The sequence below is a fragment of the Mesorhizobium sp. M1217 genome, assembly GCF_040318275.1.
GTDB lineage: Bacteria > Pseudomonadota > Alphaproteobacteria > Rhizobiales > Rhizobiaceae > Mesorhizobium.
Genome location: NZ_JAMYMA010000013.1, coordinates 138498 through 154378 on the forward strand (window position 1 = coordinate 138498; position 15881 = coordinate 154378).

The 15881-nt window shown below is 62.8% G+C and carries 10 protein-coding genes; all 10 read left to right on the forward strand.

The features are described 5' to 3' along the window. The first annotated feature begins 105 nt into the window (after window positions 1-105). The 10 genes from bglB to NKH37_RS22245 all read left to right on the forward strand — a co-directional run bounded on the left by bglB (window position 106) and on the right by NKH37_RS22245 (window position 15799). Complete coding sequence (gene bglB / locus NKH37_RS22200) at window positions 106-1206, forward strand: beta-galactosidase BglB (protein WP_353041346.1); 1101 nt, start codon at window positions 106-108, stop codon at window positions 1204-1206. Continuing rightward, window positions 1203-2036, forward strand: a complete 834-nt coding sequence (gene kduI / locus NKH37_RS22205; RefSeq protein WP_353041348.1) for a 5-dehydro-4-deoxy-D-glucuronate isomerase — start codon at window positions 1203-1205, stop codon at window positions 2034-2036. Before bglB ends, kduI begins: the two co-directional genes overlap by 4 nt. Beyond that, complete coding sequence (locus NKH37_RS22210) at window positions 2033-4552, forward strand: hypothetical protein (RefSeq protein ID WP_353041350.1); 2520 nt, start codon at window positions 2033-2035, stop codon at window positions 4550-4552. Before kduI ends, NKH37_RS22210 begins: the two co-directional genes overlap by 4 nt. A gap of 87 nt (window positions 4553-4639) precedes the next feature. Beyond that, on the forward strand, window positions 4640-5908 hold the full coding sequence (locus NKH37_RS22215) for an ABC transporter substrate-binding protein (RefSeq protein ID WP_352483678.1): 1269 nt from the start codon (window positions 4640-4642) through the stop codon (window positions 5906-5908). After that, window positions 5905-6927, forward strand: a complete 1023-nt coding sequence (locus NKH37_RS22220; protein ID WP_502903021.1) for a carbohydrate ABC transporter permease — start codon at window positions 5905-5907, stop codon at window positions 6925-6927. Before NKH37_RS22215 ends, NKH37_RS22220 begins: the two co-directional genes overlap by 4 nt. Next, the gene (locus NKH37_RS22225) at window positions 6924-7976 is read left to right on the forward strand and encodes a carbohydrate ABC transporter permease (RefSeq protein ID WP_023716976.1); all 1053 of its coding nucleotides are present in this window, start codon (window positions 6924-6926) and stop codon (window positions 7974-7976) included. Before NKH37_RS22220 ends, NKH37_RS22225 begins: the two co-directional genes overlap by 4 nt. 7 nt (window positions 7977-7983) lie before the next feature. Continuing rightward, window positions 7984-9072 (forward strand): ABC transporter ATP-binding protein, encoded by a 1089-nt coding sequence (locus NKH37_RS22230; protein WP_352483677.1) that lies wholly within the window; start codon window positions 7984-7986, stop codon window positions 9070-9072. A 584-nt stretch (window positions 9073-9656) separates the two neighbouring features. Beyond that, a complete protein-coding gene (locus NKH37_RS22235; RefSeq protein ID WP_353041352.1) occupies window positions 9657-10673 on the forward strand; it encodes an HlyD family secretion protein in 1017 nt (338 codons plus the stop codon). Then, window positions 10670-12250, forward strand: a complete 1581-nt coding sequence (locus tag NKH37_RS22240; RefSeq protein WP_353041354.1) for an MFS transporter — start codon at window positions 10670-10672, stop codon at window positions 12248-12250. Before NKH37_RS22235 ends, NKH37_RS22240 begins: the two co-directional genes overlap by 4 nt. Before the next feature lie 423 nt (window positions 12251-12673). Then, window positions 12674-15799, forward strand: coding sequence for a PAS domain-containing protein (locus NKH37_RS22245; protein ID WP_353041356.1), 3126 nt, complete (start codon window positions 12674-12676; stop codon window positions 15797-15799). Window positions 15800-15881: the final 82 nt, after the last annotated feature.

A 15881-nucleotide genomic window follows, 5' to 3' on the forward strand; every position in this document is an offset into this window, starting at 1 on the left:
CCGTCACCTCCGGCAAATTCATCCGACTAATGCAAAAAATTTTCAGATTGCGCAAGAAAAATGCCTGTGAAACAGTTCTGATGAAGCGGGAGAAACGGAGGAGTGATGCCGCTATCGGCCGAACGCTTGAATTACGTGCTTGCCAGCCTCGTGGCCGGCATGACCGGCTTGCGTCATGACGGGCGGTTCCATGAGCCGAATCTCGACGGCACGCCGGGCGACTATGTCAGCTTCGACAGCTGGGAATGGCCGCAGGGCGTCGGGCTCTACGGGCTGGTTCGGCTGTGGGCGCAGACCGGTGACGATCGGCTGCTGCAGACGATCGAGACCTGGTACGACCGACGCATCGCTGCCGGTCTCCCGGCGATGAACGTCAACACCACCGCGCCTCTGCTGGCGCTAAGTGAATTGTGGCGGCGCCGCCGCCAGCCGCGTTTCGAGCCGGTCCTGCGCGAATGGGCCGAGCAGGTAGCCACCGTCTTGCCACGGACGCCCGAAGGCGGTTTCCAGCATGATGTTTCGGACCGGGTCAACGACGACGAATTGTGGGACGACACGCTGTTCATGGTAGCACTGTTCCTCGCATCGTATGGCCAGGCTGCCGGCCAGCGTCGCTTCGTCGAGGAAGCAGAACGGCAATTCCTGGTCCACGCCCGTTATCTCGCCGACCCGGCATCAGGGCTGTGGTTCCACGGCTGGACGTTCGCGGGACGGCACAATTTCGCCCGCGCGCTTTGGGCGAGAGGCAATGCCTGGATCACGGTCGGTATCCTCGACCTGGTGGAGTTCGCCGAAATTGCGCCTTCGGTTCGGGCCTATCTGCTCGGCGTGCTGGAGACGCAGATCAACGCCCTGCTCAAGGTGCAGGCAGGTTCGGGCGCCTGGCACACTCTGCTCGACGACCCGACGTCTTACGAGGAGATTTCTGCCACGGCCGGTTTCGGCTACGGGCTGATGAAAGCCGCGCGGCTCGGAATCGGCTCGACAGAGTGCCGTGCCGCCGGGCTCCGCGCCTTGGAAGCCGTGGTGGCGAACATCGATGACAAAGGTGTGGTGGCGAACGTGTCCTATGGCACACGCATGGGCGCCGACCTGCAGTTCTATCGCGGTATACCCATCCATCCGACGGGCTACGGGCAGGCGCTGGCCATTCTGTGCCTGACCGAAGGGGCGCGGCATCTGCAGCCGAAGGTGGAGGCGGCATGATGCGGACGCTCTATGGCGCGTCGCCGGCCGACATTGCCGGCATGGACACGGACCGGCTGAGGACCGAGTTCCTGGTCGACGGCTTGTTCCGGCCTGGCGCGATCGAATTCGTCTACACCCATGTCGACCGCATGATCGTCAGTGGCGCGGTGCCGCTGGCCAACCCGCTGACATTCGGCAACGGGGCCGAAGTCGGCACCGCGCTCTTCTTTGACGCGCGCGAGATGGGCATTGCCAATCTCGGCGGCAATGGCGCGGTCGCGGTGGACGGCAGGCGCTTTCCCGTGGCTAACCGCGACATCGTCTATGTCGGACGCGGAGCACGCGAGGTGACGCTGGAGAGCGACGATCCGGAGAGGCCGGCACGCTTCTATATGAACTCGGTGCCGGCCGGCGCCGATATTGCGCACCGTCTCATCGTCAGCAGCGAAGCCAAGCCGCTTGTGCTCGGCGAGGAGGCTCGTGCGAACAAGCGCACGCTGCGCATGTACATCCATCCCGAAGTGGCCCCGTCCTGCCTCTTGCTGATGGGGATCACCGACCTCGCGCCGGGCAGTGTGTGGAATACCATGCCGCCGCATCTGCATGAGCGGCGCATGGAAGCTTATTGCTACTTCGACCTCGCCGAGGCCGACCGTGTGGTCCATCTGATGGGCCGGCCTGACAAGACGCGCCACCTGATGGTTGCGGACGGTGACGTTGTCCTGTCGCCCGCCTGGTCTATCCATATGGGTGCCGGCACCGGCCCCTATGCTTTCGTCTGGGGCATGACCGGCGAAAACCAGGCCTACACCGATGTCGATCCAGTACCCATGAAGGATTTGCGATGAGCGAGGCCGCGCAAAGCGTTCGGACGGACTTTACGCTGCGCCGGCCGCTCGTGGCGGGGCAGCCAATCGTCTATTGGCGGCTCGGGTCTATCGCCGAGCAACGCTACGACGTGGCCGACCAGCCCATGCAAGGCGAGATGGATCCCTTCTTCTTCCTTACCAAGCACAAGAATTTCATTCCCCATGAATATCCGTGCCGCACGCAGTTCGCAGCGGAACGACGCGGCAAGCGACCACAGGTCAGCGCCGAATTCGGCGCTGAGCGCATCTGGCTGCCCTTCGCCTCGCCACGCATCGACCTGTCGGGCTTCTGGTTCCGGCCGACGGTGCTTGGAACCTGGGCCGAGACCACCATCGAGGCGGCCTCGAGTGGCGAGGTGATGGTACGGCTGCGTACATGCGGCGGCGCCATACTCTTTGCCAATGGCGAGGAAGCCGGCTGGATGGCGCCCTACGGCCGCAATCTGGAAAGTGCCGAGCACTTCAAGATCGTGCTGAGGGTCGGCCGCAACGACATTCGCATATGGTTCGACGATCTCGCCGAGCGCGACGCCCGCTACTATTTCCAGCTCGATTATCTATCCGGTCCGGCTGCTTCGGTCGCACTGCCGATCGAAGTCGAGAGCGGCGTTGCCGATGCGATGGAAGCAGCCCTCGACGACATGCATTTCGACCGTCCCGCCTATGACGGCGGCGAGGTGGCGCTCGTCACCGGCGTGGCCCTGCCGCGCGACGCGCAAGTCGAGATCGAGATCGAAGGCGATTTCATGTCGATCGAGACGCCGGTGCGCTTCGCCTTCGATCTGCCAACGGGCCAGACGCGGCTGCCGATCGCCGATACCGAGCAGCTGCCGGCCGACTTTCGCCATTTCAAGGTGACGCTGAGGGTCGCAGACCATGCCGTAACGCGTGTCTTCGGCGTCGAGATATGCCACGCGCGCCGTCAGGGCGAGGCACCGGAAACGCTTGCCGCGCGTATAGATGAGGCTCTGCGCGAGGTCGCCGGTCACGCCGAGGCCGATACGGTGCGCGCGCTGGCGCGCCTGGCGATCGGGCAGCAGGGCGCCGAGACCGACGCCATGATCTCCGGCGCGCTGCCGGCGATCGAGGATTGTCACGATTGCGCCGACTTCATCCTGGTGCCGCTGCTGTGGTGCCGCAAGGCCTATGGCGATCGGCTGGAAGTGAGCCTGCGCGCGCGCGTCGACAACGCCATCCTCGGCTATCGCTACTGGATGGACGAGCCCGGCAATGATGTGCAGTGGTACTTCTCCGAGAACCACGCGCTGCTCTTCCACACCGCCGCCTATATTGCTGGGGGCCTATTGCCTGATGCACGGTTCGTGCGGTCGGGCCGCCTTGGCCGCGAACAGTCCGCGGTGGGAGCCGCGCGGGTGCGAGCCTGGCTCGACCATTTCGAGGCATGGGAGATGGCCGAGTTCAACTCGGCGCCCTATTTTCCGATCGACCTCAAGGGCCTGTGCGCACTCTACGCGCTGGCCCCGGACAAGGACATCGCCGAACGTGCCGGCAAGGCAATCATACGCCTGCTTGAAATCGTCGCCCGCTCGGCGCATCGCGGCATCCTCACCGGGGCGCAGGGCCGCTCCTATGAGCACACGCTGCGCGCCGCGCGTTCCCTGGAATTATCCGGCATCTGCCGCATGCTTTGGGGCAGGGGCAATTACGGCATGCGCTTTCACGCGCTGCCGCAGCTGGCACTCTGCCTGCAAGATCACGATTTGAGCGTTCCGAACGGGTTGGCAGCAATTGCTTCCCTCACCGACGATACGGCGTGGGAATGGACTTTCGCGCAGGGACAAGACCGCTTCGCGCGGCTCTACCACTACAAGACGCGCGGCCATGCGATGGGCAGCGCCGCTGGCTATCGCTGGAATCAATGGGGTTATCAGGAGACCGTCATTCACGCCCGGCTGGGCAAGAATCCGGATGCGCAGATCTGGATCAACCACCCCGGCGAAGTGCTGCAGTCGGGATATGGCAGACCATCATATTGGGGTGGCTCAGGCACGTTGCCCCGGCTTCACCAATACCGCGACCTCGCCATCGTCAGCTTCTCCTGCTCGGATGAACAGCCCGACTTCACGCACGCCTGGTTCCCCGCACGTGCCTTCGATGCCGTGCGAGTGGGTGGCGATCGGGCGTTCGCGCAATCCGGCGACGCCTTCGTCATGCTGAAGACGGATGTTCCGCTCACGCAGGTAGAGGCCGGCCCGACGGCCGGCAACGAGTTGCGGGCGGCGGGACGCAGGACGACATGGATCGTTCGCCTCGGTGACAGGGATGCCAATCTGCCGGCGCTCGACGCCTGGGCGGGCGCGTTTGCCGGCCTGTCGGTGCGGTCGGGTCCCGACGGCGAGTTGATCGTCGAGGATCCGGAGTACGGCACGGTGCATTTCCTCGCCGACGCAAGGATCGTGGCCGAGGGACGTACACTCGATCCGGCCAACTGGACCGTGCGCGGTGAGGCGATGCGCATGAAGCACAGAGAGTAGGGAGGAATCGGCTGCGACGCTCAAGAGGAGAGGGCGTAGCGGCTTGAACTATCGGGGCGCCGCCCCGCTAAAGGAGGAGACGAAAGCATGAATAAGTCCCGCACTTTGCTGGCCGCGCTATCGGTCAGTCTGCTCGCATCGACCAGCGCGTTTGCCGGCGACGTGCGCATCATGTGGTATTCGGACGGTGTCGAAGGCGATGTCATTCAGGACATTCTGAACCGCTTCATGAAGGACAATCCCGACATCCACGTCACGCTCGACAACGTCGCCTACAAGGTGATCCAGGAGCAGCTGCCCATCCAGCTCGAAGCCGGCCAGGGCCCGGACATCGCCCGCGTCACGAACATCAAGGAGCTTGCCCAGCACTGGCTCGATCTCAGGCCACTGGTGGCCGATCCGAAATATTGGGAGGACAATTTCGCTGACACGCTGGACTGGATGCGCCCCGACGGCTCCAACGCCATCCCGGGTTTCATGACCCAACTCACGCTCACCGGCGGCTTCGCCAACAAGACGCTGTTCGAACAGGCCGGGGTGCCGCTGCCTGGCGACAAGGCGACCTGGGACGACTGGATCAACGCCGCCGCCGAGGTGGCGAAGAGCCAACAGCTTCCGGCTGCCTTCGCCATCGACCGTTCCGGCCACCGCATTTCGGGTCCGAATGTCTCCTTCGGAGCGAACTATATCGGCCCCGATGGCATGCCGGCCAAAGTGGACGACGGCACCAAGGCGTTCGTCGGCAAGCTCGTCGACTGGACCGCCAAGAGCCTGATGCTGAAGGATACCTGGGTGTCGGCGGCAGGCTCGACCTACCGCGCGGCCGCCGATGACTTCATCAACGCCCAGATCCCGTTCTACTATTCGGGCAGCTGGCAGGTCGCCAATCTGTCGACCAAGATCGGCGACAGTTTCGACTGGGTGGCAACCGGCTCGCCCTGCGGTACTGCAGGCTGTTCGGGCGTGAAAGGCGGCGCGGCGCTGGTCGCCATCAAATACACGAAGAATCCCAAGGACGTCGCCAAGGTCATGGATTATCTGGCCCGTGAAGACGTGGTGAAAGAGTTCAGCGAGCGCACGCTGTTTCTGCCCGCGCACAAGGGCGTCGTAGACAAGGGCGGGCTGAAATGGGTCTCGGCCGACAAGAATGTCGGTCCGGCGCTCGACAAATTCGTCAAGGCGGCGGGTGAAACCCTGCCGGCGGCCGATGCGCTGCCGCCGTGGAAGTGGGCCAATGCTTACTTCGCCGCGCTGGTGACGCGCGTCAGCCAGGTGATGGCCGGCGAGCTCAGCCTCGACGATGCCTGGGGCAGGATCGACCAGGATATCGCCGACAAGGTTGCCGAGGCGAAGTGACCGCCGCCGCGACACTGAAGGCATGGATTGGCGCCGCCCTCGCGGCGCCGGTCGTGTGGCTGGCATCGATCGTCAACGTGCCGCTGAAGTTCTGGCAGCGCGCGACGGGCACCGGCGGCATGGCCGCGTTCTTCCTGGCCCCAAACATGGCGATCTTCGGCATTTTCGTCCTGGTGCCGATGATCATCAACTTCTTCTATTCGGCCACGTCAGGAACGGCCTACTTCCTGCAGGACCGAACCTATGTCGGGCTCGAGCAATATCAGCGCCTGCTCGATTGCGGCAACTACCTGGACACTGCCACTTGCCACGAGGATCTCTTCTGGAAGGCCGTGCACAATACCGGCCTGTTCGTCGTCGTGCAGGTGGCGCTGATGACGGTCGTGTCGATGGCGACAGCGCTGATCCTCAACCGTGAGATCGTCGGGCGCAGCTTCTGGCGCGCGGTGTTCTTCTTTCCGGTGCTGCTGTCGCCCGTCGTCACCGGTCTGATCTGGCGCTGGATCCTGCAACGCCAGGGCTTGCTGAACCTGATCGTCCATGATCTGGGCGGCGAGCCGCACAACTGGCTGACCGACCGCTTCTGGGCTTTCACCGCCGCCGTCAGCGTTTCGGTCTGGGCCCATATGGGCTTTTATACGCTTATCCTGCTTGCCGGATTGCAGGCGATCCCGCGCGACCTTTACGAAGCGGCCGAGATGGACGGCACGAAGCCGGCGCGGGTGTTCTGGCGCATCACGCTGCCGCTGCTGATGCCTAACCTGCTTGTCGTCATCGTGCTGACGCTGATCCGCGCCGTGCAGATCTTCGACGAAGTCTATGTGCTGACGGGTGGAGGGCCGGGAACCTCGACCTTCTATATCACGCAGTACATCTATGAGATCGGCTTCGCCTCCCTGCTGCGCAATCCGGGGCTGGCTTCGGCGGCTTCGATCTTGATGGGATTGGTGCTGGTCGTGCTCACCTTGGTTCAGCTGCAGGTCGGACGCCGGGGTGAGCGGAAAGGAGCCCGCGAATGAGCAGCGTCATGACATTCCTGACCCGCCGGCGCGGCGGTCGCGGCTGGCACTGGACGGATATCGTGAGCTGGCTGTGGCTGCTCGGCGGCGTTGTCATCATGTTCGGTCCGGCCGTCTGGCTGGTGGGTTCGTCATTCAAGACACCGGCACAGCTCGCCGAGTTCCCGCCGACCATAATGCCTTATGTCAGCCAACAGGCGAGGGTCGAAGGCTACGATAAGCCGCTGGCCCTCTACAGGGTGAAGCTTCCGGATGGTTCGACCAAGGTGCTGGCCGAGGTGCGGCGCATCGGCATCATGGCGCAAATGGTGGACCCGCAGGCGCCGAACGATATCGTCAAGGTCAACATCGCCGACCGGCAGCCGGTGCGCGAAATCGGCTTCGCAACGGAGAACTACACCGAGCCCTTCGTCCATTTCGACTTCCTGCGCTATCTGCGCAATTCGGTCTTCGTGACGGCAATGGCGACGCTGATCACGCTGCTCACCAATTCGATGGCCGCCTTCGCCTTGTCGAAATACAAGTTCCGCGGCCGCGATCTGACGATGCTTGTGATCGTCGGTACGCTGATGGTGCCGCTGTCGGTCATCCTGGTGCCGCTCTATTCGGTGGTGGGCGCCGTCGGGCTGCTCGATTCGCTGTGGGGCGTGATCTTGCCGACCGTGGCGACGCCGACCGGCGTCTTCCTGCTGCGCCAATATATGCTGACCATCCCGGACGAGCTGCTCGATGCGGCGCGCATGGACAACGCTTCCGAATGGCAGATCTACTGGCGCATCGTATTGCCGCTTGCAGCACCGGCGCTCGCCGTGCTGGCGATCTTCTCGGTCGTCTGGCGCTGGAACGACTTTCTGTGGCCGCTGGTGGTGCTGTCGCGCAAGGAACTCTACACACTCCAGGTCGGCCTCAACACCTATGCCGGCCAGCTAAACGTGCAGTGGCACTACATCCTGGCGATGACCGTGGTGACGATGATCCCCGTCGTCCTCGTCTTCGTCTTCCTGCAGCGGTACATCACTTCCGGCATTGCCGGCACCGGACTGAAGTGAGGATGTCATGGGACGGATAACGCTGACCAACATCGATCGCGCTTACGGCAAGATGAAGATCTTGCACGGCATCAACCTCGACGTCGGGGACGGCGAGATGCTAGTCCTCGTCGGCCCGTCGGGTTGCGGCAAGTCCACGCTGCTGCGGCTGATTGCCGGGCTCGATCGGCCGACCGACGGCAAGATCGAGATCGACGGGGTCGACGTCACCAACGTTTCGGCCGCGCAGCGCGGTCTGGCGATGGTGTTCCAGTCTTACGCGCTCTACCCGCACATGAGCGTGCGCCAGAACCTCGCCTTCGGGCTCGAAAACATCCGTATGCCGAAAGCCGAGATCGACGCGCGGATCACGGAAGCGACGCGCATGCTGGAAATTGCCTCCTATCTAGACCGCCGGCCCGGTCAATTGTCGGGCGGCCAGAAGCAGCGCGTGGCGATCGGCCGTGCGGTGGTGCGCAATCCGACCGCCTTTCTACTCGACGAACCGCTGTCCAACCTCGATGCCGAACTGCGCATCACCATGCGCGCTGAACTGGCGGGCCTGCACCGGCGGCTGGCAACCACGATGATCTACGTCACCCATGACCAGATCGAGGCGATGACGCTGGCGGACCGCATCGTGGTCATGCGCTCGGGGCGGATCGAACAGGTCGGCCGGCCGCTCGATCTCTACAACGCGCCGGCCAACCTGTTCGTCGCCGGCTTCATCGGCGCGCCGCGGATGAACCTGCTGCCGGTGAAGGTGCGTTCGGCAAGCGGCGCCGAGGTGCGTGTCGAAGGTCCGGGCGGGCTGTCGGCCTCGGTCGCCGCCGACGGGGTCGCGCTGAAACCGGGAGACGACGCGACGCTTGGCATCCGACCACACGACATCCAACTTTCGGATGGCAGCAAGGGATCGGTGGAAGCGCGGATAACGCTGGCCGAGGCGCTGGGACCGGAAACCGTTGTCCACGCCACCATTGCCGGCGACAGCAAACTTATCGCCGTTCTCAAGCAGCAGGGCGTTGAATCGCAAGGGCCGCCGATCCACCTCGCTCTGCCGCCGGAGCGCATGCATCTCTTCGATGCCGCCGGGCTGCGTGTCGCACCGCGTTAGCCGGAGGCAAGATAGCGGGTTGTTTCATGAACTGTCGCAAATGCTGCACAGCGAACGCGTGTTGCGCGCTTGTCAAAATACAAAATAGGTGAACGTTAAGACAACCAAACTCTTCAAGAGGGCGCTCTCTGCGATCATTGCTGCCACGGGATGTCCGGAATTTACTTCAAAGTGGATTTTCTCGTGGACGGTCTTCGGCAATACGGAGATCCGCGCCGCCACGTTCGCGCGCCTGAATCCGGCCGACTGACAATACGACCTGTGCTGAGGTTCAGTACGAACTACCGATCAGGGCAAATGGGATGTTCGTCCGCATGATAGCGGCGAGGCCGTGAAATCCGCGATCGTTCTTCAGTTCTGCCTTGTTGCAGAGCCGCAGCTCGACGGAGACGTTCTCGTGAGACTCTATTGCGCACCGTGGGTTTGCAGCCTTGCCGAACGGCTCGCTCTTCGGCAGGCGGAGATCTCCTTCGATAGTGAGCGCGTCGACTTGGGGTCGAGGCAATCATGAGCCAACCCCGCAAGATCGCGATCGCCCTCGTTGCCCTTATGGTGCTGCCAATGGCAGCTATTTGGAGCTGGCAGTGGTTTACAAGGGGCCGGTTCGAGGAAACGACCGATACGCCTATCTCCGCGGAGACATTACCAGCATCGCTCCGAAGCTCGCCGGTTACGTCGTCGAAGTCGACATAGACGATAATGCCAGTGTGTCAAAGGGTGCTGTCCTGTTTCGCATCGACGACAGCGACTACAAGGCCAAGGCGGAGCAGGCGAAAGCCAACGTCGCCGCCCGACAGGCGGAAATCGCCAACATCAAGGCGACCCGTGAACTGCAGGACGCATTGATCGCGCAGGCCGAGGCGCAGAAGCAATCTGCCGCAGCCGACCTGCAATTCGCCCGCGCCAACTTAAGCCGCTACGTCACGCTGCAGAAGAACGGAACCGCAAGCGATCAGAAGCTGCAGGATGCGCAGGCCGGCCATGACAAGGCAAGGGCATCGCTGGACGGCGCAGAGGCCAATCTGTCGGCTCAGAAGTTGAAGCTCGGCGTCCTGGATGCACAATTGTCCGGCGCGCAGGCAGCCCTGTCGCAGGCACAGGCAGCGCTCGACCTGGCAATGCTAGACCTGGCCAACACCGTCGTGAGGGCCCCGGTCGACGGCATCGTCGGCAATCGCCAGATCCGGGTCGGCCGCTATGTTACTCCAGGGACGGCAGCCCTGGACATCGTTCCGGTTAACGATGTCTGGATCGTCGCCAACTTCAAGGAAACACAGCTGAAGCAGGTTGAGATCGGCCAACGGGTCCGCGCCATGGTCGACCAATATCCAGATCTTGAAATCGACGGTGTTGTCGACAGTTTCGCTCCTGGCAGCGGCGCAGCCTTCAGCCTGCTGCCGCCGGACAATGCCACCGGAAATTTCATTCGCGTCGTCCAACGCGTGCCGGTCAAGATCAGGATGACGCGCAATCCGTTGCCCGGCCGCCTGGTTCCGGGACTCTCGGCTCGCGTTGCCATCACCGTCGGCGCCGGGGATGCTCCGGCCGTAGCGCAGGAAATGCAGACAGGCGGGACCGCGAACGGGCGCTCAGCGCAATGATGCACCTCGCCGAAACGGCGGCTGTGCAGCGCCATCCCGGCACCCTGCGCGCTTCCTTGATAGCAATCGGCGTCGTGCTGGCCGCCTTCATGGACGCGGTCGCATCCACCGCACTGTCCATCGGCCGGATCGACATGCTTGGCGACACCTACGCAACGTCGGACGAGCTGGCGATGGTCGACGTGGTTTTCATCGCGGCGAAGCTGACGGCGTTCCTTGTCGCTCCGCTTCTTGTAACGGCAGCCAGGCCGACCGCCTGCCTCCGCGCGGGGGTTGTCGCCCTTCTGCTGGCATCCGCGGCCTTGACGTTGTCGGTGGACCTCACCTGGATTTGCATCTGCCGCATTGTCCAGGGGCTGGCCGGCGGCACAATTCTCGTCGCCGGCCAGACGCTGCTGTTCTTTCGCTTCCCGCATCGGCATCAGCCGGTCGTTCAGGCAGTTTTTGCCGTAGGCGCCGTCATGGCTCCGACGACCGTCACGCCGGCCCTGCAGGGCTGGCTTGTCGACCATCTTACCTGGGAGTGGATATTCCTGAGCATCATTCCGCTCGGCATCGTCTCCCTTGTCCTGTTGGCGGCGGACGGCGATCGGACCTTTTGGCGGAAAACCAGGTTTCCTGCCGTCGAGATATTGTTGCTCGGCATCAGCGCCGCGCTTTTGACCTACGTCTTGCTGCAAGGCAGCAGGTTCAACTGGTTCGACGACACCGACATCACCTTCCTTGCCGCAACTGGTATGACGGCCGCCGGCCTTCTGGCCGTCTGGGAGACCCGCCTTCGTTCAGAAGGCTCACTGCTGGCCATCTCGCCCCTTGGCAATCCGGACTTTCGCTTTGGCCTTCTCGTCAGCTTCGTCGCCGGCTCTGCCCTTTCAGGCAGCGCCTATCTCATTCCGGCTTTTGCCCTCAACGTGCTCGATTTTACCGCCACGGGCGCAGGAGTGCTTCTGCTGCCTAGCGGAGCCATGCTCGCGCTTGGACTTCTGTTGTCCGGCTTCGTCATCCAAAAGACCGGGATGCGCCCGATCACGCTTGCTCCGTTTGGCATTCTGCTCTTCGCAGGCGCCATGTGGCTGCTGTCCGCTTCGACGAGCGGTAGCGGATCACCGGACCTGACCCTTGCTCTGCTGCTGCGGGGATTCGGCCTCGGCCTTCTGTTCGTGGCACTGACGCTGATTACACTGCAGGGCCTTGCCCCTGATGCGCTGCCGTTCGGCATCGGGCTGTTCAACTTCGGCAGGCAGGCGGGCGGTCTGACCGGCACAGCCCTCTTGCAAACGTATATTGATCACCAGAATGTCCACAACCGGACGATACTGACGTCCCACCTCGTCAATGGCGATCCAGCCGTGGACCAGCGCTTGAGAGCCACTGCGAACGTTCTGGCGAATAGTATCGACAGCGCCGCGGCGACCAAGGCCGCGCTGCCGCTGCTGCAGCGCGCGCTTGAGAAGCAGGTCGCCACTATCTCGTTCGACGAAGCTTTCTTCGCGCTCGTCCTGCTGTTCGCGGTCGCTGCGCCCTGTCTCATTGTCGCCAAACAATTGCTCGGCCGCCAAGCCGCTCCGCAGAACTAAAACCGCGTCCAGGCCCTATACTTTGGAACAGATGTTTTGGTCGGGCGAGGCTTCCAGATTATCTCATGAGCCGTGTTAACCGGACGAGACAGGGATGACGAATGCAGAGGTTTTTCCGGTTTCACTCTGCAGCCGACGAAGAGGCAGCCGAGCGTCTTACCTGTCCGGCTCGTATTTCCCAGTGGTGGGTGTTGACGCGTCGATCCGCGTCGCTTCTTGCCCGAGGCGATCGTTAGGCGCGCCGTAGCGGCCGGGCCGCCGCAGCGGCGATATCTCCGCGCAATGCATGGATTTCCATGAGATGCAGCCGGGGCATCGCGGGACTAGATTTAGGCGGTGAGTTCGCCTGTCCAGATATTGAAAACAAGTGCTATATAAAGCGCTGACCGTCCCCAGGCTTTCTTTGTCCGACAGGAGAAGCCAATGACAGCAGCGTCCGACTCACTTGGCGAAATCGACCCCGAAGCAACGCTCGCGCTGCAAATCATCGAGAGTATGCCCGGCCACGCGTGGGCAGCCGATGCCGCCGGACGATTCACCTTTGTGAGCCCAAACACCGTGGCGTTCCTCGGCAACACGCATGAGGATCTCAACACCTCCGAAGACGACGTTGAGTTCGGCTGGCGTCGAGCCGTCCATCCCGACGATTATGATCGTGTCGCCGCCAGATGGCGGCATTGCCTCGAAACCGGCGATCACTATGACACCGAGCATCGTCTGCGGCGCGCCGATGGCGTCTATCGCTGGTTTCGAAGCTCAGGACGACCTTTTCGCGATAGTCAGGGCCGCATCATTCAATGGTACGGCACGACAATAGACATTGAGGACCAGAAGCGGGCGGAGTCAGCATTGCGCGACCGCGAGCGGGAGCTCTCGCAGCTCGTGGACATGGTACCGAGTCACATCTGGCGGCTCGATCCGGACGGCGAGCCGATTTTCTTCAATAAGCGCATGGTCGATTTTCTCGGCCTGGACATAACGGATATGGACAGACCGGGCATGAGCCGGCTGGCGGCGATGATACAGGCCGGCGTCCATCCGGACGATGCAGCAGCATTCGGCGATGCACTCCGTGGTTGCTTCGCTACCGGTGCGAGCTTCGCCATGCGCTATCGCCTGCGCCGTGCCGATGGCGTCTATCGCTGGATGTCGAGCCGGGCGGAGCCGATGCGCGATGACGCCGGCCGCATCGTCCAGTGGTACGGCCTCTGTCACGACATAGACGATCAGATGCACGCCGAAGAGGCGTTGCGGCGAAGCGAGCGACAATTGCAGCACATGATCGACGCCGTGCCGGTCCGCATCTGGAGCGTGATGCCGACCGGCGGGCCGGTCTACTTCAACAAGCGATACCAGGACCATTTCCGCTCCGTTATCGCGAACTTTGATGCTCTCGGCGAGCCGGGCATCGAAACGCTGCTGCACGAGGTTATTCATTCCGAAGATGCTCCCGAGGTGCAGCGCACGTTATCGAATTGTTTCGAAACTGGCGGCGGCTCCGCGATGCGGTTTCGCTGGCGCGAAAAAGACGGCACCTATCGCTGGGCTGAGTGCAGGGTGGAGCCGCGGCGCGATGACAACGGAACGGTCGTGCAATGGTACGGGGTTTCTCTCGACATCGACGATGAGGTGCGCGCGCAGGCGGCGTTGCGCAAAAGTGAGCGGCGCCTTCAGCAGCTTATCGACACCGTGCCCGCTTTGATCTGGAGTACGACACGGGAGGGAAGGCCATCCTACGTCAACAAGCGGTTCACCGACGTAACCGGGGCCACGCTCGGTGACATCACCGCCCCGGACGGCTCGCCGTCCCTGAGCGTGATCCATCCAGACGATATCGACACCGCACGGCAGGCGATCCGCCATTCATTCGCAACGGGCGTGCCTTACGTTCAGAGATATCGCCAACGGAGGGCCGACGGCGGCTATCGCTGGACCGAGACTCGCGCCGAGCCGCTGCGCGACGAAGATGGCAGCATCCTCCAGTGGTACGGCGTGAGCGTCGACATCCATGATCTGGTGACCACGCAGGCCGCATTGCACGACCGCGAACGAGAGCTCTCGCAGCTCGTCAACATGGTTCCGAGCTACCTCTGGCGGCTGTCTTCGAACGGCGAGCCGACCTTTTTCAACAGGCGCCTGATAGATTTTCTCGGCCTGGACATAGCGGACGCGGAAAAGCCGGACACGAGCCGGCTGGCGGCCTTCATTGCCAACGTCGTCCATCCCGACGATGCCGCCAGCCTGAGGGAAGCACTCAACAGCTGCTTCGCCACCGGCGAGCGCTTCTTCATGAAGTATCGCCTGCGGCGTGCCGACGGCGTTTATCGCTGGATGGAGGGCCGCGCGGAGCCGCTGCGGGACCAAGGTGGACGCATCGTCCAATGGTACGGCCTTACGCACGACATCGACGACCAGCTGCGCGTCGAAGAGGCGCTGCGCGAGAGAGAACGTGCGCTCTGGCAGTTCGTTGAAACGCTGCCGGCAATGATCGATTGCGCCGCTCCGGATGGCGAACCGATATATCGCAGCCAGCAGCTCCGCGAATTCCTCGGATACAATCTTGAGGAATTGGACGAAGCGGGAAAGTCCCGGCTGGCTGGCACACTCGACGCCGGTGTTCATCCCGACGACCTGACAGGTGTCAAAGAGAGATATGCCCATTGTTTGTCCACCGGCGAGCCGTATGCGCGACGGCACCGTCTGCGGCGCTTCGATGGTGAATATCGCTGGGTCGAGACGCGCGCCGCGCCGATGCGCAACGCTGAAGGTGCCATCGTGCAGTGGAACGTTATCTGCCTCGACATCGAAAATGAGGTGCGAACACAAGAGGAGCTTCGACTGGCACAAGAGAGACTTGCGCGTGCGAGCCAGGCGGCGAGCCTTGCCGAACTCTCCGCATCCATCGCTCATGAGGTGAACCAGCCGTTGGCCGCCATCGTCGCCAACTCCAACGCATGCCACCGTTGGCTGTCCGCCGTGCCCCCGAACGTCGAGCGCGCGAAAATCACGGCCGAGCGCATCATCCGCGATGCCAACTCGGCGGCGGATGTCGTCAGCCGCATCCGTGCCTTGTTCAGACCTTCGCTTGAAATGAGAACCAGCACGCCGATCCCCAGCGTTATTGCCGAAGCGCGTGACCTCATGGCCGAGGAAGCCATACGGCGTCGCGTTCGCATGGACATCGATGTCGAAAGCAATCTTCCGCTCGTCGCCTTCGATCGCGTCCAGATCCAGCAGGTCCTGGTCAACCTCATTCGCAACGGCATGGAGGCGATGGACTCCACCACGGACAGGGTTCTCGGGCTGCGTGTGCGCCGGATGGAGGACACGATCCAGACCGAGGTCAGCGACCGCGGCCCGGGTATCGAACGTCCTAACAAGATATTCGAGCCGTTCTTTACGACGAAAGGGAATGGGATGGGCATGGGGCTGGCGGTCTCCCGTTCGATCGTCGAGTCTCACGGCGGACGCCTATGGGCGGAGAACAGTGTGCCGCATGGAGCGACATTCATCTTCACTCTCCCGGTTGAAGCGAAAGCTGTGCAATGATGCCGGACGACGACAATCGTCCTCATCTTGGACGATGCTGAACGTGTCCGGCGGCGCTCAGCAAACGCTTGGTTTATTCTCC